This window comes from Prauserella alba (assembly GCF_024171735.1).
Classification (GTDB): Bacteria; Actinomycetota; Actinomycetes; order Mycobacteriales; family Pseudonocardiaceae; genus Prauserella; species Prauserella alba.
The window spans coordinates 1,265,826-1,285,667 of the sequence record NZ_JAMTCH010000003.1 but is presented as its reverse complement, the minus strand read 5'-3'; the positions used below and the strand labels follow the sequence as shown (position 1 = coordinate 1,285,667).

16 protein-coding genes are annotated in these 19,842 nt (G+C 72.6%); 5 read left to right on the top strand and 11 right to left on the bottom strand.

Annotation, left to right across the window (positions count from 1 at the left end):
* Positions 1–5 precede the first annotated feature (5 nt).
* Both LY12_RS05835 and LY12_RS25870 read right to left on the bottom strand, forming a co-directional pair.
* Positions 6–458: a roadblock/LC7 domain-containing protein gene (locus LY12_RS05835; RefSeq protein WP_030533451.1), complete on the bottom strand. Its 453-nt coding sequence runs from the start codon at positions 456–458 to the stop codon at positions 6–8.
* The gene (locus LY12_RS25870) at positions 455–4,669 is read right to left on the bottom strand and encodes a nitrate- and nitrite sensing domain-containing protein (RefSeq protein ID WP_308292073.1); all 4,215 of its coding nucleotides are present in this window, start codon (positions 4,667–4,669) and stop codon (positions 455–457) included. Before LY12_RS25870 ends, LY12_RS05835 begins: the two co-directional genes overlap by 4 nt.
* 1,144 nt (positions 4,670–5,813) lie before the next feature.
* Here LY12_RS25870 and LY12_RS05820 point away from each other — a divergent pair.
* From LY12_RS05820 to LY12_RS05810, 3 genes are all read left to right on the top strand, one after another.
* On the top strand, positions 5,814–7,001 hold the full coding sequence (locus LY12_RS05820; protein WP_253853761.1) for a type III PLP-dependent enzyme: 1,188 nt from the start codon (positions 5,814–5,816) through the stop codon (positions 6,999–7,001).
* Positions 6,991–7,389, top strand: a complete 399-nt coding sequence (gene speD, locus LY12_RS05815) for an adenosylmethionine decarboxylase (protein ID WP_253853759.1) — start codon at positions 6,991–6,993, stop codon at positions 7,387–7,389. The genes LY12_RS05820 and speD overlap by 11 nt, the downstream gene beginning before the upstream one ends.
* A 66-nt stretch (positions 7,390–7,455) precedes the next feature.
* A complete protein-coding gene (locus LY12_RS05810) occupies positions 7,456–8,313 on the top strand; it encodes a spermidine synthase (RefSeq protein ID WP_253854933.1) in 858 nt (285 codons plus the stop codon).
* On the opposite strand, the gene LY12_RS05805 is transcribed toward LY12_RS05810, so the two are convergent.
* From LY12_RS05805 to LY12_RS05775, 7 genes are all read right to left on the bottom strand, one after another.
* Complete coding sequence (locus LY12_RS05805; RefSeq protein WP_253853757.1) at positions 8,291–8,671, bottom strand: DUF3817 domain-containing protein; 381 nt, start codon at positions 8,669–8,671, stop codon at positions 8,291–8,293. The genes LY12_RS05810 and LY12_RS05805 overlap by 23 nt on opposite strands.
* Before the next feature lie 4 nt (positions 8,672–8,675).
* On the bottom strand, positions 8,676–9,134 hold the full coding sequence (locus tag LY12_RS05800) for a hypothetical protein (RefSeq protein WP_253853755.1): 459 nt from the start codon (positions 9,132–9,134) through the stop codon (positions 8,676–8,678).
* A 94-nt stretch (positions 9,135–9,228) separates the two neighbouring features.
* Positions 9,229–10,062 (bottom strand): lytic transglycosylase domain-containing protein, encoded by an 834-nt coding sequence (locus LY12_RS05795; RefSeq protein WP_253853753.1) that lies wholly within the window; start codon positions 10,060–10,062, stop codon positions 9,229–9,231.
* 223 nt (positions 10,063–10,285) lie between these two features.
* Positions 10,286–10,789: a helix-turn-helix transcriptional regulator gene (locus tag LY12_RS05790; RefSeq protein ID WP_253853751.1), complete on the bottom strand. Its 504-nt coding sequence runs from the start codon at positions 10,787–10,789 to the stop codon at positions 10,286–10,288.
* A gap of 361 nt (positions 10,790–11,150) precedes the next feature.
* Complete coding sequence (locus tag LY12_RS05785) at positions 11,151–11,318, bottom strand: hypothetical protein (protein ID WP_253853749.1); 168 nt, start codon at positions 11,316–11,318, stop codon at positions 11,151–11,153.
* Between the two features lie 369 nt (positions 11,319–11,687).
* Entirely contained in the window at positions 11,688–12,830 is a 1,143-nt protein-coding gene (locus LY12_RS05780; protein ID WP_253853747.1) for a CaiB/BaiF CoA transferase family protein, read from the bottom strand.
* Between the two features lie 28 nt (positions 12,831–12,858).
* Positions 12,859–14,016, bottom strand: coding sequence for an acyl-CoA dehydrogenase family protein (locus LY12_RS05775; protein WP_253853745.1), 1,158 nt, complete (start codon positions 14,014–14,016; stop codon positions 12,859–12,861).
* Between the two features lie 118 nt (positions 14,017–14,134).
* Between LY12_RS05775 and LY12_RS05770 the strand changes: the two genes are divergently transcribed.
* Together LY12_RS05770 and LY12_RS05765 are read left to right on the top strand one after the other, a co-directional pair.
* On the top strand, positions 14,135–14,779 hold the full coding sequence (locus LY12_RS05770; RefSeq protein ID WP_253853743.1) for a TetR/AcrR family transcriptional regulator: 645 nt from the start codon (positions 14,135–14,137) through the stop codon (positions 14,777–14,779).
* Between the two features lie 131 nt (positions 14,780–14,910).
* Positions 14,911–16,533 carry a succinic semialdehyde dehydrogenase gene (locus LY12_RS05765; protein ID WP_372493452.1) on the top strand — a complete coding sequence of 541 codons (1,623 nt, stop codon included), beginning with the start codon at positions 14,911–14,913 and terminating at the stop codon, positions 16,531–16,533.
* Positions 16,534–16,564: 31 nt separating this feature from the next.
* Here LY12_RS05765 and LY12_RS05760 read toward each other — a convergent pair whose 3' ends face one another.
* Together LY12_RS05760 and LY12_RS05755 are read right to left on the bottom strand one after the other, a co-directional pair.
* Positions 16,565–19,582, bottom strand: coding sequence for a helix-turn-helix transcriptional regulator (locus LY12_RS05760; RefSeq protein WP_253853741.1), 3,018 nt, complete (start codon positions 19,580–19,582; stop codon positions 16,565–16,567).
* Between the two features lie 78 nt (positions 19,583–19,660).
* Positions 19,661–19,819 (bottom strand): hypothetical protein, encoded by a 159-nt coding sequence (locus tag LY12_RS05755; RefSeq protein ID WP_253853739.1) that lies wholly within the window; start codon positions 19,817–19,819, stop codon positions 19,661–19,663.
* Between the last annotated feature and the right edge of the window lie 23 nt (positions 19,820–19,842).

Genomic DNA, 19,842 nt, shown 5'->3' with positions numbered 1-19,842 from the left:
TACGGTCATCCCACCGATCCGCCGACCAGCGGGCCACCCGCGCCCTGGAGCTGCGCACGCAGCTCGGGCGTCAGGATCTGCCCGACCCGGTCGACGAGCAGCGTCATCTCGTACGCCACCTGACCGATATCGCAGTTCGGCGCGGCCAGCACGGCCAGACACGAACCGTCACTGATGGACATCAGCACCATGATGCCGAGTTCCATCTCGACGACCGTCTCGTTCACGGCTCCCGCCTCGAAGCAACGGGCGGCACCCTGGGTCAGGCTGATCAGACCGGAGGCGACGGCGGCGAGCTGGTCGGCGCGGTCGAGCGGCAACCGGTTCGACGCGGTGAGCAACAGCCCATCCGCCGACACGACGACGGCATGCGCGACGCCCGGCACTCGCTCGGCGAAGTCGTTCACCAGCCATCCGAACTGGTTCTGTTGGGGCTGAGCCCGATCCGGCGCGGTCATTCACCCTCCACTTTCTGTTCACTGCTGTCGCTCGCCTGAGCGGTCCGATGCCGGCCTCGGCGAATTCCCTGCTGGAAACTGCTGAGCCTGCCCTGCACGTCGGCGGGGTCACGCTCGCGCCGCGGCCGGCCGTTCCCCGGTCCCGTCGACGTCGCACTGCCCGGCATGAGCTGCTGACCACGTTGGCGGCGGGGCAGCCCGGCCGGGGTGTAGCCGGTCGGCGCCGCCTCCGACGCCGATTCCACCGTCCGCCACCGCTCGTCGGCGGCGAACATCCAGTCGGACGTGGCCTCGGCCGCGTCCGACACCCCCTCAGCCGTCGCGGCTTCCGTGGACGGGGTGTCCGCGGTGGTCGTGTCGGCGGCCGCCTCGCGAGTGACGGTCTCGGTGGCCGCGGTCTCGCTGGCCGCGGACTCCGCGGGCACGGCCTCGGCGCTCGCGGTCTCGGTGGCCGCCGCGTCCGCGTCGGCCTGCGTCGAGTCCGCAGGGGCGCCGCTCGCCGACGGGGTACCGCCGGCCACCGGGTTCGCCCGCGGCTGCGGAGTCGGCGCAGGGGCGGGTCGCGGCTTACGCCGCCGCTGCGGCAGGCCTGCCGCCGTCTTCGGCGTGTCGGCCCCGGATCGCCGGGGCTGCGGGCCCCGTTCGCGGGATGCGGCCGGCGGTGAGCCCTCCGACTCCGCATCCGCCGACTCCGTATCCACCGACGTCGCATCGACCGACTCGGCACCCTGCGGAGTGGTGCCCTCCACCGCCGTGCTCTCCGACGCCGCCTGCGACGCGGCAGGCTGCGATGGGGAGTCCTCCTGGACCTGCTGCTGGGACGAGCCCCGTCCCGCCGTCGCCGTGTCCTGTGTCTCCGTGTCCGGGGCGGCCGTGTCGGGAGTCGTGGCGCCAGGGCCGGCGGCCGTCCGGTCGGCAGGTGCGGCCGCGCCGTTCACGGGCGTCTCGGCTGCCGTCGTGGCGTCGGCCGGGCCCTCCGGGTCCTTCCGGCTCCTGCCGCGGCTGACGCCCTGCTGGAAACTGCTCAGGCGGCTGCGCACCCCCGTGGCGTCGCGCGGCGGCTTCGGCGCCTCGTGCGAGACGCCGTTCACGGCACCGCTGCCGGAGGCACCCGACGCGTTGCCCGGCATCAACTTCCGGCCCCGCTCCCGCCGGGGCAGGCCCGCCGACGTGTACCCCGCGGGTTCGTCACCGCCCGACCGGCGCTGCGGGTCCCCCGGCGTCGAGGAACCCCAACCCTGGTCGTGCTCCTCGTCCGAGGCACTGCGGAACCACGCCGACAGCATGTCGTTGAAGATCGGCGTGCCTTCGGAGCCGTCCTTCTGCTTGGGTGTCGGTTCGGGCGCAGGCGGCTGTTTGGCCGACGTCGCGGCGTTCCACCAGTCGGTTACCTCGGTGTCCGGCACGGCGAACAGCGCCGACCCGCCGAGGTCCGAACTCGGCGCGGCCGAGGCGGTCCGGTCCGCGTTCGGATCGGCGACGCCGTCCGTCGTACCGGCGGCTCCCGCCTCGGCACCGGTGCCGGCCGATCCGCCGGACCGCGACCCGCCGTCGCGGGAGGTGCGGCTCGCGCCCGGCTTGCGACGCGGCAGATTCGGCTTGGCGCCGTTCCTCGCTCCGGAGCCCGACTCGTCGCCGGAGCCCGACTCGTCGCCGGAGCCCGACTCGTCGCCGGAGCCCGTCTCGTCGCCCTGCGAGCCGCCGGCGGCCTCGTCGTCCCGGGGTGCCTCATCGACCGGAGCAGGTGCATCGGCCGGAGCAGCTGCATCGTGCTGCGCTCCCGGACCTGGTTCGTCGGCCGGGCCGCCCTGCTGCGGGATCGGCAGCCCGCCCCCGTTCGCCGTGGAGCTCCCGTTCCGGTCGCGGCCGACCGGGCCCGAACCCGCCCCGTCATCGGTCCCGGAAGCCGGTCGGCTCGTGTCACCGCCCTGGCGGTCGTCACCGGTGATCGGGCTGAACAGCGCCGTACCGGACACCTCGGTTCCCGACGGCGCGTCGCCGCCCTGGGTCAGCGGCGCGAAGGACGTCGGCAGCGCCGAGCCGGAGCCGCGCCGCTGCGGCAGCCCGTTGCCCGTCCCGCCGTCATCGGTGGGTGCCGTGCCGTTCGCAGTGGGCGAGCCGTGCGCGGTGGCCGACCTGCCACCGGTCGCCGATCCGGGCGTACCGGCGGGGCGTGCGATGTCCCCGCGAGCCGGGTCCCCGGGAGCGGTCTGCGCGAGCACCTCTGTCGGCGCCTGCTGCTCGACGATGACGACTTCCGAGGGGACGGTCACGACCGCCGTGACACCGGTCGCGTCCGGCCCGCTCTGCAGTACGACGCGGAAGCCGTGCCGCTCGGCCAGTCGGCCGACCACGAACAGGCCCATTCGCCGTGAGGTCGCGATGTCGACGGGGCCGACGTCGCGAAGCCGGCCGTTCGCCTCCTCCAGCTCGGCGTCGTTCATCCCGATGCCGCGGTCGGAGATGTCGACCTGCAGCGCACCGTCCTCGAGGAGCCTGCTGGAGAGCGTGACCCTCGTCTCGGGCGCGGAGAACGCCGCCGCGTTGTCGAGCAACTCGGCGACCAGTCGGACGAGGTCGCCCGCCGCGTAGCCGACGACGCGCGCCGACGGCGGGGTGTTCACCACGACACGCTGGTACTGCTCGATCTCCGAGACGGCCGCACGGAGCACGTCGGTCGCCGACACCGGCCGACCGGACCTCCTGCCCGGCTCGTCACCGGACAGCACCATGAGGTTCTCGTTGTTGCGCCGCATCCGCGTGGCGAGATGGTCGAGCTGGAACAGCGTCGCCAGCTGGTCGGCGTCCTCCTCGTCGCGCTCCAGGCGTTCGATGAGCTGCAGCTGCCGCTGCACGAGGCTCTGACTCCGCCGGGACAGGTTGACGAACACGCCCGCGAACCCTGCCCGCATACCGGCCTGTTCGACCGCGAGACGCAACGCCTGGCTGTGCACCGCGTCGAACGCGCGGGCGACCTGCCCGATCTCGTCGTCGGTGGACACCGGGACCGGGCGCACGACGGGGTTCTGCGACTGGCCGTCCTGGATCGACCGCACGGCTTCGGGCAGCGCCCGGTCCGCGACGTCCAGCGCGGCGGTGCGCAGCACGTTCAACGAGCGCAGCAGCTGCCGGGTGATCACGAACACCACGACGCCTGCCAGTGCCAGCGCCAGGACGAACAGTACGGCCAGCCAGACCACCGCCGCATGTGCGCCGCTCGCGGCGTCATCGGCGCTGGTCTGGATCTCGTCGCCGAGTTGGCCCGCGAACTGTCCCATCGACGCGAACACGCCGCCGGACGCGTCCTGCCACTGGCCGGCCGGGACCTCGCCGAACGCGGCGTCGGCGTCCTGCCCGGCGAGCAGTCCGCGCATGGCCTGTTCACGATCGTCGAACGTCTCACCGCGCACGGTCTCGTTGAAAGCGGCACGCTGCTCGACGGTGGCCGCGCCGCCGAACTCGGTCAGCCGGTCCTCCAGTCGCACGGCCGAGGTCCGGAGCTGGTCGAACTCGCTCGGGGCGAGCCCGCCGCGGTCGATGCCGTGGGCCACCAGCGCCTGCTGGATCGACACCTCCTCACGGGCGGCCAGCGCGTCGTGCAACGCCGTGGGCGTGCCGCCGATGGCACGGTCGCCCATGCCCGACACCGCGGCGACGTCCACCGTCAGCAGCGAGGACGTGATGACCGAGTACGACTGTGCCGCCTGGATCGCGCCGAGCTGACCGGTGCGAACCCGTTCCCGCAGCGACGAGAGGCGGTCGAGCTGCTCGTTCAGTTCGGCGCGGGGCTCGGTGAGCGCGTCGAGCTCGGCGCCCTCCGTGCCGAGTGCGGCCCGCACCGGCCCCACCGCGCGGTCGACCTCGTCGCGGAGTTCGTTCAGCTGTGCCGAATCGACACCGTTGCCCCGGGTCAGCGCGGCCGCGGTGGCGGTGCGCTCCTGCTGGAGGGCATCGAGCAGCGTGCGGGACGCGGAGTTGAGTTCTGCCAGCTCGGCCACGCGGTCGTACCGATCCGCACGGTCGAGCTGGGTCGCGAGCGTCAGTCCACCCAGCACCAACGCGATGACGATGGGAATCAGGGTGACGGCTCCGAGCTTGGCTGGCAGTTTCCAGTCCCGCCAGCGCGCCAGAGCCTTCCACGGGGACGGCTTCGGGGCGCCCTCTCCGAGAAGCTGCCCCACGGGCACTCGGCCTTCTCCTGCAACGGTCACGTACGTGACTCCCTCTCCGGCTCGCTCACGGCCACGACGATCTCCGGCCCGGTACGGCGCGGGGCCACGGCCCGGTCCGGATGCCCGGACGGGCGTGCCGTCCCGGACGGGCCTGCGAGAACCCGGCCCGTGCACCGCGCGCTGTACCGCATGTCTGGTCGTTCCTCCGTATCCGGCTGCTCCGGGACGGGCGCCGGATACGCCCGGCCCGTGCCGGACACCGCCGCCGCGACGCCGCGGGCCCGGGGACCGCAGGCGTCACCGACGCTGTCGCCACCCGGCCCGTCGGCCCGGTCGCCGCTGTCGCTTCCGTCCGCCCCGGCCGTGCCGTCCTCTCCCCCACAGACGCCGGCCGCGAGTTGCGATCTGCAGGTTGAAACCACAGATCCGTGCCGTGGCACTCAATTCGCTTGGCCGGGGCGCCAGAAATCGTACAGCCAATCGGGTTGCCACCAAATGATCTCGAGAGGCGCAGCATGACCAGCGGAAATCGCCATTCACCCGACTCGGCGGCACTCGGTTTCCGTTTTCCGGGAACACGGCGTGGGAATTTGATTACTGAAGTCGCAGCAGCGTCGTGGTCAAGTCTCACCCACATGGCGCAGACATCGGCGTTGACCCCCTCGAAGGAACCACCCTGACCACGTAGCTGACTACGCAGCGCGTTCAAAGAGTCCACGATCTTGTGGTGTACCTCGGATGCACCTACCCGGCCGGCGTCCCTCGAACCGGTGGTCCAGTCCTCCGTGCCGCCAACCGGATGCCGACCGGTTCCCCCGTCCGCGGACCTCGCTCCGCCGCCGCTCCCGCGCCAGTGGGCGGCACATCCACCACATGATCACTACACGCTGCGACGAGACGTCGTGGTCAAGTCCGATGCACGTCACCCGATTCAGCGGCTTTCGCGGTTCCACGGAAAACGGAGAGCACAATTGCACACGGTTTTCATGCCATCTGCCGCAATGCGGACAGAAATGACAGGGCGGCCGTACCCTCCGATCACGGAATTCGCGGCGGGCGACAGTTTCACGCGTGACGTGCCGGGTTGGTGAACCGGCACCCGCACCGAGGCTCAAGTTGCACGCCGCACACCGGCCGGGCCCAGGCCCCGCGGCCGGGGTCCGGACCTGCCAATCTCACCCTCGTGAACCACCGTGACCACATCCCGGTACCGCCCCCGGCGCTGCGCCGGTTCCTGGCCGAGCACGACCCGCCGACGCCGTGCCTCGTCGTGGACACCGACACCGTCGTCGCGCGGTACCGGACCCTCGCGGCCGCGTTCCCGCAGGCCCGCATCCAGTACGCCGTCAAGGCCAATCCCGCCCACGACGTCGTGCGCGTCCTGGCGGAGGAGGGCGCCTGGTTCGACGTCGCCAGTCCGGCCGAGATCGAGCTGTGCCTGGCCGCGGGATCCGACGGCCGCACGCTGTCCTACGGCAACACCGTCAAGAAGCCGGCCGACATCGCCCGCGCCCATGCCGCCGGCGTGACCGAGTACACCTGCGAGGCCGACGGCGATCTCCACGCCATCGCCGCCCACGCCCCGGGGGCGCAGGTGTCGGTGCGGCTCCTCGTCGACCCGCCGGACTCGGCGACACCGTTCGGGCGCAAGTTCGGCTGCAGCCCCGCAGTCGCCACGGACCTTCTCGTCGAGGCCGCCGCGCTGGGGCTGGACCCGGTCGGCGTCAGCATGCACGTCGGCTCACAGCAACGGGACCCCCATGCATGGGACGGCGCGATCGCGACGGCGGCCTCCGTGTTCGGCGCGGCGGCCGCCCACGGCGTCCACCTGCGCAGGCTCAACATCGGCGGCGGCCTGGCCACGGGCTACCGGCGCCCGGCGCCGGAACCGGCCGACTACGCCGCCGCGATCACCGGAGCCCTGCGCGCCCGGTTCCCCGGCGAGCAGCCGGAACTGGTCGTCGAACCCGGCCGCGCGGTCGTTGCCGATGCCGGTCTGATCCGCGCCGAGGTGGTGCTGATCAGCCGCAAGGACCCCGGTGACGACCACCGCTGGGTGTACCTCGACATCGGCCGCTACAACGGGCTCGCCGAGACCGAGAACGAGGCGATCACCTACCCCGTCGAGCCCGTCGACCCGCGTGGCGGCCCCGACGGCCCGGTGATCCTGGCGGGCCCCACGTGTGACGGCGACGACGTGCTGTATCAGCGGACGCCGTACCGGCTACCCGAGTCCTTGCGCGCCGGGGACCGGATCGACATCCTTGCCGCCGGCGCGTACACGGCGAGTTACTCGTCCGTGGCGTTCAACGGCATTCCGCCACTCCGTACCTACTGCATCCGCGAAGGGAGGCCAACCGGTGCCGACTGACCGCAGCGACGTCGGTGTGTTCTCGGGAACGCACGTGCTCGCCGAGCTGGACGGTGTCGACCCACGGCTGCTCGACGACGAGACGTTCCTGCGCGCCGCGCTGGCGCGCACGCTCACCGATGCCGGCGCGACGGTCTGCGACGTCATCGCCCACCGGTTCCAACCACAGGGCGTGACCGTGCTGGCGATGCTCGCCGAGTCCCACGCGTCGGTGCATACGTACCCGGAGGTCGGAGCGGCGTTCGTGGACGTGTTCACGTGCGGCGACCGCGCCGACCCCGCTCATGCCGTCCAGCTGCTCGGCGACGCCCTGGGCAGCGGTCCGGTGACCATGTCAACCGTCCGGCGCGGCCAGCCCGCCCGGCACACGACCGTGACAGGAGGATGACGCGTGTCCCCCGCCAACATCGGGTCCGCCACCGGGGCCGAGATCGTCGAACCGCTCGCCGACGGCATGACGCGCACCTGGCGCGTCGACGAGGTGGTGGTCGACACGACGACGGCCTTCCAGCACGTCCTGATCGGCCGCACCGCCCACGGCCTCACCCTGTTCTGCGACGACGAACGCCAGAGCAGCGAGGCGAGCCAGCTCGTCTACCACGAGGCGCTGGCCGTGCCACCGCTGCTGCTGGCCGACCAGATCCGTTCCGTGCTGATCATCGGTTCGAGCGAGGGCGTGGTGAGCGGGATGGCCCTGGCACACGGAGCGACGACGGTGGACCACGTCGACATCGACGCCGAGACCGTGCGGCTGTCCGCCCGGCACCTGCCCTACGGCTACACCGAGGACGAGCTGGCCGCGGCCGAGGCGCACCAGGGGCCGGTGCGGGTGCACTACCGCGACGGCTTCGACTTCCTGGCCGCTGCCGAGTCCGCGGGAACCCGCTACGACGTCGTGCTGATCGACCTGCCCGACGAGAGCGAAGACCCGCAGGCCCAGCACAACCGCCTCTACGAGGCCGACTTCCTGCGCCGATGCGCGCGGCTGCTCACCGAGGGCGGCGTGGTGACCTGCCAGGGCGGTTGCCCCACGATGTGGCGCAACCGGACGCTCGTGGCAGCGTGGCAGCGGTTCACGGAGTTGTTCGGCACCGCCGTCTACTACGGATCCGACGAGCACGAGTGGGCGTTCCTGTCGGGCAGGCTCGACCGGCTCGGCGACCCGGTGACCACCATGCAGGACCGGCTGGCAGCCGTGACGAGCGACGGCGCGGGCTATCGCCCCGCATCGATCGACGCCGAGGCGCTGCGGGCGGGCACCGTGCCCCCGCACGCGGTGCGGACGTCGGTCAGAGTTTCTGCCCCGCGGTGACGCGCTGGTGGACCTTGCGCTCGACCCAGAACGACAGCAGGGGCACACATCCGGCCAGCAGCACGCCGACCGTGCCCTTCACGGACCAGCGGGCCTTGAGCGCAAGGTCCACCGCCAACACCAGGTAGATCATGTAGACGACGCCGTGGATCGGCGAGTACACCGCCGAGGGGCCTGCGTTGTCGAAGCCGTAGCGGATCACCATCACGGCCACCAGCCCCAGCAGTCCGATACCGGTGGCGAAGGCGGCGACGCGGAACCGGGCCAGTGGGCCGCGCAGCGGTCCCGGAGCCTGGCCGCCCGCGGCGGTCGGTGCCGCGGCGTTCCCGCCGTCGGCGTCGCGGTCGGTCGTCACCATGTCGTCACGTCACCTCTTGGTCATGTGCGTTGAGTTCGGCCAGGTACCGGTTGTACGCGGCGAGTTCGGCGTCGGCGGGGTCCTCGCGATCGCCGCGTTCGCCGCGATCGTCGCTGTCGGCCCGGCGCGGTTTCGGGGCGCGCCACCGGGCGGGTTCGCGGGAATCGGCCACCGGAGCGGACGGCTCGCGGGCCGCAGCCGTGGCGCCGCTCCGCTCGTCGCCGAGCCCAGCGGTGTCCTCGCCGGCCCTGCGACGGCTGAGTACTCGCCACCGCCAGACCATGAAGGCAGGGAACAGCCCGAACAGCGGCCATTGCAGGACGTAACCGAGATTCTGGAACGTTCCGCCCGCCGAGGAGAACCGGTCCCACTGCCACCATGCCAGCCCGGAACACACCACCATGGCCGCGACGCACAGCAGCGTGATGCCCACGGCGCGGCCGGTGATGGAGCGGGGGTTCACGCCTCCGACGCTAGCACTCCCACGGCCGCGACCGCGGTCACACACCCCCGCACCGCGCAGGGTCGATTGCACCCCACACGGCGAGACCGGGCGGTCAGCCCCGGGCGCCCGCGGCCTGTGCGGCGTAGCCGTCGGCCAGGCCGAAGACCTTCTGCGCGTACTCGACCGAGTTGTTGTAGGACATGATCCCGGCCCACCAGCCGTCGGCCCCGGACATGTCCCTGCCGCCCACGCACAGGTACCGCGCCGCGCTGACGGCGGCGTCGTCGATCTGCTGGGGATCGGCCCGCCCGTCGCCGTTGCCGTCACTGGCGTAGCGCATCCAGGTGCTCGGGATGAACTGCATCGGGCCGACGGCCCGGTCGTGCCGACGGTCCCCGTCGAGCCGGCCACCGTCGGTGTCGGTGATGCTGCGGACACCCGGGTTTCCGTTGAGGGGTACGCCGATGATCGGGGCCGAGGGCCTGCCGTCCTGCTGGAGTGTGACGCCGCCGTAGCGGCCGTGGTCGGATTCGACGCGGCCGATACCGGCCAGCGTGGCCCAGGAGACGCGGCACGCAGGCGCGTGCTCGCGCATCGCGAGTTCCGCGTGGCCGTAGGCCCGCAGTGCGCGGGCGGGCACGCCGGTGGCCGCCGCGGTGCGTTCGGCCCAGGTGTCGAGTGAATCCACGGGGCGCCGACTGCCACCGCCGCTGCTCGCCCCCGGGGCCTGCTCCCTGTCGGGTGCCACCGACGCCTGCTCGGCCGGAGCGGCGGAGCCGGGCGTCACGCTCGCCGGTTCGATGTCACGCGCCGGCACGTCGGTCGTCGTCGGACTCGCCTCCGGCGTCGCCGCGCCGGCCGCCAACCAGACACCGCCCGCGCCGACGGCGAGTACGAGCAGGACGAGGCCGAGTCGCGCCGCCACGGGCCGCAATGCCGGCAACATGCCGTCACGGTGCTGCCCACCGTCCCCGGTTCCCGCTGTGCGCACCGCCTGGCCTTTCCGTCCACCGATTCACCCGTGGGGCTAACGAACGGAGGCACCGTAACGTTACGCCCGTCCGGTGATGACGACGGCACGCCGAACGGATCATCCCGTGCCGGACACGACAGCCTGGAGACATCGCCGCCTGCGGGCGTCCCGGCGGCCGCAGGCGGCGGTGGGGACGTCAGCTCGCGGCGTCGCGGCGCTGCCGCGATAGGCGTGCCACGCACCAGGCGGGCGCGCTGCCCCGGCGGAGGTGTTCGAGGACCGTGAGGGGGCCGAGCCACTTGGCGAGGTCGTCCGGGTTCAGCCCGGCCGCACGGTAGTCGAGCGCCCGCTGGTCCAGCGGGCTGATGCCGGCGTCCCACCACGCCTCGGCCTCGCGCACGTCGCCGAGCATCTGCCACCAGCCCGCCGCGGCCACGAGGAGTTCGTCGGGGGCGTCGGGCAGCCGCTGCCGCATGGCATCCAGATACGTGGTGTCGGCGCTGTCGAGCGCCGCCCATGCGCCGGCACCGGCCGCACCCCGCTGTCCCGGAATCCCGGGGGCCTGCGAGGCCGCCGGTGAGGCCTGCGGGGCCTCTGCGAGCCAGGACGTGGCGATGCGGTGCGCCTCGACCTCCTCGGCGCTCTGTTCACGCTCAGAGGTCCACTGCTGGATGACCGCGTCAACGCCGGGATCGTGCATCCCTGCCTCCTTCTGCAACGCACATCGGAGTCGCTTGCGGAAAGACTGCCCGAGAGCAACGTTCTCGCCAGAGCAACGCTGTTCGAACCGCCGCCGGGCGATCATCGGATCGGCCCGATCACGCAATGTGAGCACCGTAGGAGAGCGACTCGGCTCCACGCCAGACCCTCTCGGCGACAGATTCGGTGACCTGCGCTTTAGACCCCGGAATCCACCCGGATGGTCCAGTCCGCGGCCCGAAAACGCGGTGGATACACGCAGTGTAATCGCATTCTTTCCGCGGTCACGACGTTTCGCCGGTGCCCGGGTTTCGGGCACCGGACGGCGCGATGTCCATGATGTGGAAACTGCGGCGTAACCGTCAGGAAAAGAGTCGCTCCACGAAGGTGACGAGCGCCTGGGCGCCGTCTCCCAACCAGCTCAGGGCGGTCTGCACGGCGTCGGCCGACTCGGTGGGTTTGCTGATCAACAGGAACAGGACGAGAGCGACGACGCCGAAGATGAGGAATTTCTTGAGTCCCGGTGACATCGCTCCACTCAATTCTTCACGTCGACGGCCGGTCGGGTCTCCCGCCGTTCCGCCGCGCCGGGGGCCGGGTGCGGTGACGGCCCGATGAACGCCGGTGGGCCGGCGCGTTCACGCGGCTCATTCAACATCATCGTCAGCGGGCCATGGGCCGCCCGACCGGTTCCCACACGAACGGCGGAACTCGGTTACGGAACGCGCCCACAGGTGACACGTCCGGGTGGCACCCTAGAGGGGCAGAGTCCTGCCGCCGCGGACCGACACGCCGCGGCCGTCACCACCGTCGGTGCGATCCGGCTGCGCCCGCGCTGCACGGTGGGCCCGCACCTGACACCGCGCCCGCGCCGCAGGGCGCGGGCGCGGCTCACTGCCTCACGCGACCTCGCCGGCCTCCCGCAGCGCGGCGACGGCGGCGGCGTCGTAGCCGAACTCGCCGAGCACCTCGGCCGTGTCGGCCCCCGCGGGATGCGGCGCCTGCGGCTGCGGCGCGGGCGTGCGATCGAACTTCGGCCCCGGCGCGGGCTGCACCGTCCCGCCGACCTCGGCGAACGTTCCGCGGGCGACGTTGTGCGGATGGTCGGCGGCCTCCTCCGGTGTGAGCACCGGCGTCAGGCACGCATCGGTGCCCGCGGCCTTCGCGACCAGCTCGTCACGCGTGTACTTCCCGATCGCCTCGGACAGGATCTCCCTGAGCTTCGGCCACTGCGACTGGTCCAGGTGCAGCGGCAACGACTCCGCGTCCAGTTCCAGCACCTCCACCAGCGCCGACCAGAACCGCATCTCGATCGCACCGACGGCCACGTACCGGCCGTCGGCGCAGGCGTAGGTGTCGTAGAAGGGCGCACCCCCGTCGAGGAGGTTCTCACCCCGCTCGCCACTCCACGCACCGGCCGCCTTCATGCCGTACAGCTGCGTGGTCAGCAGCGCCGACCCGTCGACCATCGACGCGTCGACGACCTGCCCCGTACCGGAGGACATGCGTTCGTAGAGCGCCGCGAGCACGCCCATCGCGAGGTACAGCCCACCGCCGCCGAAATCGCCGAGGTAGTTCACCGGCGCCACCGGCTTCTCGCCCGCCCTGCCGATGGTGGCCAGGGCGCCGGAGAGTCCGATGTAGTTGATGTCGTGGCCTGCCACCGGTGCGAGCGGGCCGTCCTGGCCCCAGCCGGTGATGCGCCCGTACACCAGACGTGGGTTGCGCGCGTGCACCTGTTCGGGCCCGAGCCCCATGCGCTCGGCCACACCGGGCCGGAAGCCCTCGATGAGCACGTCCGCCTGCTCCGCCAGCGACAACACCACCTCGACGCCGCCGGGCGTCTTCGTGTCGACGCCGATGGTGCGGCGGCTCCGCGTGAGCGGGTCGTTCGGAATGCCGAGTACGTCCGCGCCCGGACTCGCCCTGTCCACGCGCACGACGTCCGCGCCGAGGTCGGCCAGCATCGTGGCCGCGAACGGGGCCGGCGCGAGGCCCGCCAGTTCGATCACCGTCAGGCCGCCGAGAGGTCCAGCGTTCATGGATGTCACCTTTCCGCCCCGGGCCGGGTCACAGCGTCCTGGAGATGATGTCCTTCATGATCTCGCTGGTCCCGCCGAAGATCCGCGAGATACGCATGTCGGCCCAGGCGCGTGCGACGGGGTACTCCGTCATGTAGCCGTAGCCGCCGAACAGCTGTACGCAGTCGTCGATGACGCGATTGGCCCGTTCGGTGGTCCACAGCTTCGCCATCGCGGCGCCCTGCACGTCGAGCTCGCCCTTCAGGTGCCGTTCGATGCACTGGTCCAGGAACGCGCGGGACACGGCCACCTCGGTGGCGGCGTCGGCGAGGGTGAACTTGGTGTTCTGGAACTTCGACAGCGGCCTGCCGAACGCCTCACGCTCGTGGGTGTAGGCAATGGTCTGGTCCACCGCCGCCTCCATGCCCGCGACCGCGGTGACGGCGATCAGCAGGCGCTCCTGCGGCAACTGCTGCATCAGCTGGAAGAAGCCCAGCCCCTCCTGGTCCCCGAGCAGGTTGGTGGCGGGCACCCGGACGTCGTCGAAGAACAGCTCGGCCGTGTCCTGGCCCTTCATCCCGATCTTGTCGAGCACGCGTCCGCGGCGGAAACCCGCCACCGACGTCGGGACGGCGATCAGTGACATCCCCTTGGCCCCGGCATCGGGATCGGGATCGGTCTTGCAGGCCACGACGACGAAGTCGGCCATCGCGCCGTTGGTGATGAACGTCTTCGCGCCGTTGATGACGTACTCGTCGCCGTCGCGCACCGCGCGCGTCTTGATGCCCTGCAGGTCCGACCCGGTGCCCGGCTCGGTCATGGCGATCGCGCCGATCCACTCCCCGCTCGCGAGCTTCGGCAGCCACTCGCGCTTGCGTTCCTCCGCCGCGTACGCGAGAAGGTAGTGGGCCACGATGCCGTTGTGCACGGACACGCCCCACGCGCTGTCACCGCTGCGGGCCTGCTCCTCGTAGAGCACCGTCTCGTGCGCGAAGCTGCCACCCCCGCCGCCGTACTCCTCGGGAACGGACAGGCACAGCAGCCCCACCTCGCCGGCCTTGGTCCAGACCTCGCGGTCGATCTGCTTGTTCTCGATCCACCGGTCCTGATGCGGCGTGAGCTCCTTCTGGCAGAACGACCGCGCCATCTCGCGGAAGTCGTCGAGCTCCTCGGTCAGCCACGGACTCCTGGGCAGTTGCAGCGGCACGGCGGGCCTCCTTGATCACCTGGCACTGGGGTGGAAAACATTCCGGCTGGAATGTAAGTTCCGGGCGGAATCTACAACCACCGTCCCAGCCGGTAAAGGGGCCACAGGTGACGCGCTCATGACCACGACGCCACCGACACCGCCGTCGTCGTCGACACCGCCCTCGTCCGCGCGCTCGCACCGCACCCAGGCGGAGCGGCGCGCACAGACCCGCGCGGCCCTGCTCGACGCCACGATCGAATGCCTCGTGGAGCTGGGGTACCCGCGCACGTCGATGCAGGAGATCTGCGCCCGCGCCGGGGTCTCGAAAGGCGCGTTCCAGCACCACTTCGCCGCGAAATCCGATCTGATGGCCTCCGCCGTGGAGCAGCTGACGATCCGGCTGCAGCGCAGGAGTGCGCCGGAGGCCAGGGACCTGCCCGAAGGGCCGGACCGCATCGCCGCCGCGATCGACCTGCTGTGGGACTCCTACTCCGGCACCCTGGCCACGGCCGCGATGGAACTCTGGATCGCCGCGCGCACCGACCCGGAGCTGCGGCGCGCGATCCGGCCCGTCGACCGCGCGCTCGGCCGGTCGACACTGGAACTGCTGACGGGACTGTCCGGCGACCTGCCCGAGGAGCGGATGCAGACGCTGTTCTGGCTGACCGTGAACCTCACCCGGGGGCTGGCACTCGACGCCGAACTCGGCGGTGATCCGCGCCGCCGGCAACAACTGCTCGACGAGTGGAAACGCATCGCGACCCTGCACTTCGGCGAGTGACGGACGCCGCGGGTGACACCGCGGCTCCGGCGGGTGACGTCCCTGCGATTCCCCCACCGCACTGCGGGGGGTTGCACCCGACGGTAGGGTATTACTCGCGAGTAACAGTTTTTGGCTCTCCGGAGGCTCCCGTGACCAGCACCGTGCCGAACACGCCCAGCCAGCCCGGCCCCACGGCCGGACCCGCCGACCCCATCGGCGGGGTTTCCGGAGCGCCCGCCCGGCGGCGTGCCGAACAGCTGACCCGCAGGGTCGCCACCGGAATGGACGCGGCACCGGTGACGATGTCGGCACCGTTCACCGGGATGCCCGTCGCGCCGCTGCCACAGGCGGCCGACGCCGAGGTCCGGCGCGTGTACACCCGGGCACGCGAGGTGCAGCCGTCGTGGGCCGAATGGCCCGCGCGGGAACGCCAGCGCGTGCTGTTGCGGCTGGCCGACCTGGTGCTCTCCCACCAGGAAGAGGTGCTCGACCTGGTGCAGGTCGAGGCGGGTAAGGCGCGGATCGACGCGTTCGACGAGGTGAGCGCGACCGCGCTGGTCGCCTCCTACTACGGCAAGCACAGCGCGCGGCTGCTCGCGCCGCGCCGTGCCGCGGGTGCACTGCCGGTACTGACGAAGGCCTCCGAGATCCGGCACCCCAAGGGCGTCGTCGGGATCGTCTCACCGTGGAACTATCCGCTCGCGCTGACGGCGATGGACGTGCTGCCCGCCCTCGCCGCAGGCAACGCGATCGTGCAGAAGCCCGACAACCAGACCGCACTGTCGGCGCTGTGGCTGCACGAACTCGCCGAACAGGCGGGGCTGCCCGCCGACGTCTGGCAGATCGTGCTGGGACGGGGCTCGGCCATCGGCGACGCGATCGTCGAGGAGTCGGACTACGTGTGCTTCACCGGTTCGACGCCCACGGGCAAGCGGCTGGCCGGGCAGGTCGCCGAGCGGCTCACCGGCTACTCGCTCGAACTCGGCGGCAAGAACCCGATGGTGGTACTCCCGGACGCCGACGTCCGCACGGCCGCCGCCGGAGCCGTCACCGCGTGCTTCTCGTCGGCGGGCCAGCTGTGCGTGTCGGTCGAGCGGATCTACGTGCACGAGAGCATCCACGACGACTTCGTCCGCGCCCTGGCCGAACGGACCGAGGCACTCACACTCGGCGCGGGCCTCGACTACCACGCCGGCATGGGCTCACTCACCTCGCAGGACCAGCTGACCACCGTGCAGGCGCACGTGGACGACGCGCGCGCGGCCGGAGCGACCGTCGTCGCGGGCGGCAGGCCGCGGCCCGACCTGGGTCCGCTGTTCTACGAACCGACCGTGCTCACCGGCGTCACCGAGCGGGCGACGCTGTTCCGCGAGGAGACATTCGGCCCGGTCGTGGCCGTGTACCCCTACTCGGACGTCGACGAGGCGGTAGCGCGCGCCAACGACACCGAGTTCGGCCTCAACGCGAGCGTGTGGACGCGCGACGCCCGCCGCGGTGAGGAGGTCGCCCGCCGGATCAAGGCGGGCACGGTGAACGTCAACGAGGGCTACGCCGCCACGTTCGGCACGGTCGGGGTGCCGATGGGCGGGATGAAGGAGTCCGGCGTCGGCAGGCGCAACAGCGCCGAGGGGCTGCTCAAGTACACCGAGGCCCAGGCGGTCGCCGTGCAGCGCGGCCTGCGGCTGCGCCCGTTCCGCGGGATGCCGCCGCGGCTGTGGGCCAAGGCCATGTCGGCCGGTATCGCGGCGTTGCGGCGGCTCCCGCGCCGCTGACGCGCGCCCGCACGCGCCCGGTGCGCTCGCCTCAGCCGGGCTCTCCCAACAACCCGCGGCCGTAGGCGGCGGCCACGGCCTCGGCCCGGCGCCGGACCCCGAGCTTGGCCATGGCGCGGGACAGGTGCACGCTCACGGTCTTCTCGCTGATGTAGAGCTCCTCGCCGATCTGCCGGTTGGTCCGGCCGAGGGCGACGAGGTCGAGCACGGCCCGTTCCCTGCCGGTGAGCACCCCGGCGGGCGAGGCGGCCGGGAGACCGGAGACGGCCAGGCCACCGCGCCGGGCCAGGGCACGGAGCGCGTCCCGCAGCGCGATCGCCCCGAGTTCCGACGCGACCTCGTGGGCCGCCGTCAGCTCGGCCGCCGCCCCGTCCCTGTGGTCGGCGGCGAGCAACGCCTCGGCGAGGTGCAGCCGGCACACGGCCCGGTCGTAGACCGCGCCGTAGTCGTGCGCGGCCACGGTCTCGCGCCACGCCTCCGGATCGGCAGGGCCCACGAGCCCGGTGGCGGCCGCGTCGGCACGGGCCAGCCACGCCCGGCCTTCCGGTCCGAGTGACACCGAACGCGGGACGGCACGTGCGCGAGACGCCCGCACCCGCGCGAGCAGTGCCTCCCCTTCGGCGACGGCGGGGGCCGGATCCTCGCCGTTCCTGCGCGCCGTCGCCGCCCACGCGGCGCAGGCCTCGACCCCGAGCGCGCCCACGCGGAAGCCGGCCGGCGACCACGGGAAGTCCTCGTCGAGCCAGTCGAGGCCCTCCCGTGCGCGGGCGGCCGCGTCGGCATGATCGCCCTGCCAGTACGCGAGCGTGGCCCCTCCCGCCGCCGCCGACAGCGTGATCCACAGGTCCGACCGCCGGTGCCGGCGGAGCCGCTCCACCAGTTCGGCCGCTTCGGCGAACCGTCCCCGTGCCACGTCGAGGTCGACCTGCCCGGCACCCACGAACGCCTCCGCGGTCGTCGAGGGGGCCGTGCCGTCCCTCCCGCCGCCGTCCTTCCCGCCGCCGTCCCGGACGTCGTCGTCGGCGGGCCACCGTCCCGTCGTGAACCGCATGGCCAGGTACCGGACCCGCAGGCTCATCCCCAGCCCGCTCCAGGCCAGACCGGCGTCCTCGGCGCGGGCCAGGCAGTCGCCGTACAACTCCCGCGCCGGTTCGAGGTCACCGGCGTCCTCATGGCTGAGGGCGAGCAGATACCCGGCGCGCGCCTCGACGTCGGCCGCCCCGAGAACGCCGGCCCGCCGCCTCGCCTCGGCGAGCCTCGTCCTCGCCTCGGCCGGGTCTCCCGCGGTGTCGGCGAGCGCGCCGAGCACGACCAGCGCCGAGAGTTCGACGGCCTCCGCCCCCGCGCGGCGGGCACAGTCGAGCGCCTCTTCCGCACTGACCCGCGCCTCGTCGTGCCGGTCGTAGACACGCAGCAACCGGGCCCTCGTCTCCAGTACCGCCGCCCGGTCCCGCGCAGGCACGGCGTCGCCGCCCTCGGCGAGCAGCCGCCCCGCCGTCTCGATCGCCGAGACGGCCTCGTCGAACGTGCTGTCCAGCGCCGCGGACGCCTCCGCGAGCCGGTGCCATGCGAGCACCGCCCGCGCAGGCACGGCGTCGGAGGGCAACCGGTCGACGGCTTCGCGGGCGAACGCGATCGCCCTGTCCGGCTCCCCCGACACCGAGGCGCACGCGGACGCGCGGGCCAGCAACGTGGACTCGGCCACGTCGGGACGCTGCGCCACCGGAACGACGTCCAGCACGTCCAGCGCCTGTTCGAGGTGCCGCAGTGCGCTGCCGGGGGCACCGAGCCGCTCGGCCTCGTCGGCGGCGCGCACCGCCGCGTTCAACGCGAGCGGGAAGTCCTTCGCCCGCAGGCTGTGGTGCGCCAGGGCGGCGTCCCGGCCCCGCCAGGGGCTCTCGCACTCGCCGAGCCACGCGGCGTAGGCGGCGTGCAGCCTGCTCCGCTCCCCCGGCAGCAGATCGGCGTAGACCGCTTCCTGCAGCAGCGCGTGCCGGAACCGGTAGGTGCCGTCCCCCGCCACGAGAACGTGATGGTGCACGGCCTCGCGCAACGCCTCCTCGATGTCCTCCTGCCCGCTGCCTGCGAGGGCGGCGAGCGCGGCGTGGCCGATCCCGTCGCCGGCGACCGCCGCACACCGCAGCACGCGGCGGGTGCCCGATCCCAGCCGTTCGACCCTCGCCAGCAACAGGTCAGCCAGGCCGACGGGGATCTCACCCGACGGGCCGCCCGCCGCGACCAGTTCCTCGGCGAAGAACGCGTTGCCCTCCGACCGTGCAACCAGTTCGTCCACGACCGCGGGCGGCACCTGCTCGCCTGCCAGCGCCGTGACGAACGCACGCGCGTCACCGGGCTCGAGCGGGCCCAGGTCCAGGCGCTCGACCTGCGGCAGGCGCGCCAGCTCGGCGAGCACCCCGCGGAGCGGATGCCTGCGGTGGACGTCCTCGCCCCGATAGCTGACCGTCACGAGCAACCGCTGCCCGCGCAGCCGCGACGCCAGGAACGACACCAGTTTGCGGGTCGAGGCGTCGGCCCAGTGCAGATCTTCGAGGACCAGCACCACCGGCCGCGCGGCCGCGAGTTCACCCAGCAGCCCGAGCACGGCCTCGAACAACTGCAGCTGGCCGACGTCGCCCGCCGCGGACGAGCCGAAGATGCCGGCGAGATCGTCACCGGGCGCCGAGGCCGGGGTCAGGACCGGCGCCGCCGAGTCGGACAGCCACGACAGGAGCCGGCCGAGTGCGGGCCTGCTCCGCAGCGCGGGCTCGGCCGCGTCGTCACCGATCAGCCGGCCGAGGGCCTCGACGACCGGCAGGTACGGCAGGCCGCCGGACTGCAGGTCGAGGCAGCGGCCCGGCAGGACGAGCGCACCGGCCCCGGTCACGTGGTCGGTGAGCTCGGCCAGCAGCCGGGTCTTGCCCACCCCGGCGTCCCCGGCCACCAGGACCGCACCGGCGTCGCCCTCGCACGCCCTGTCGAAGGCGGCGCGCAGCAGGGACAGCTCGGCGTCGCGGCCGATGAGTGGAACCGACGTACCCGGACGAGACACGGAGGCATTCTCGCGCACGGCGCCGCCGTGGGGGTCCAGATCACCGTCGCAGCCGGTTCCGCGCATCGGCGGGACCGTTCACGCTCGCGCCGCGCGGGCTGCCCGGCGCGGCCACCGGGGCCGGCGCGGCGTCCGGCGGCTGGTGCGGATCCGCGCGCGGCAGAGCTGTTCCGCGCGGTAGTCGGTCTCCGCGCGGATCGGGTCGAACCGGGGTTCGTGGGCACGGTTGCGGGTCATGATGCGGTACTCCCTCGTTCACG

Excerpts from the sequence above, each read along its gene's own strand:
- LY12_RS05835 (WP_030533451.1), bottom strand. The coding sequence starts at position 458 with ATGACCGCGCCGGATCGGGCTCAGCCCCAACAGAACCAGTTCGGATGG.
- LY12_RS05810 (WP_253854933.1), top strand. The coding sequence starts at position 7,456 with ATGACGCGCACCTGGCGCGTCGACGAGGTGGTGGTCGACACGACGACG.
- LY12_RS05805 (WP_253853757.1), bottom strand. The coding sequence starts at position 8,671 with ATGGTGACGACCGACCGCGACGCCGACGGCGGGAACGCCGCGGCACCG.
- LY12_RS05795 (WP_253853753.1), bottom strand. The coding sequence starts at position 10,062 with ATGTTGCCGGCATTGCGGCCCGTGGCGGCGCGACTCGGCCTCGTCCTG.
- LY12_RS05790 (WP_253853751.1), bottom strand. The coding sequence starts at position 10,789 with ATGCACGATCCCGGCGTTGACGCGGTCATCCAGCAGTGGACCTCTGAG.
- LY12_RS05785 (WP_253853749.1), bottom strand. The coding sequence starts at position 11,318 with ATGTCACCGGGACTCAAGAAATTCCTCATCTTCGGCGTCGTCGCTCTC.
- LY12_RS05780 (WP_253853747.1), bottom strand. The coding sequence starts at position 12,830 with ATGAACGCTGGACCTCTCGGCGGCCTGACGGTGATCGAACTGGCGGGC.
- LY12_RS05770 (WP_253853743.1), top strand. The coding sequence starts at position 14,135 with ATGACCACGACGCCACCGACACCGCCGTCGTCGTCGACACCGCCCTCG.
- LY12_RS05755 (WP_253853739.1), bottom strand. The coding sequence starts at position 19,819 with ATGACCCGCAACCGTGCCCACGAACCCCGGTTCGACCCGATCCGCGCG.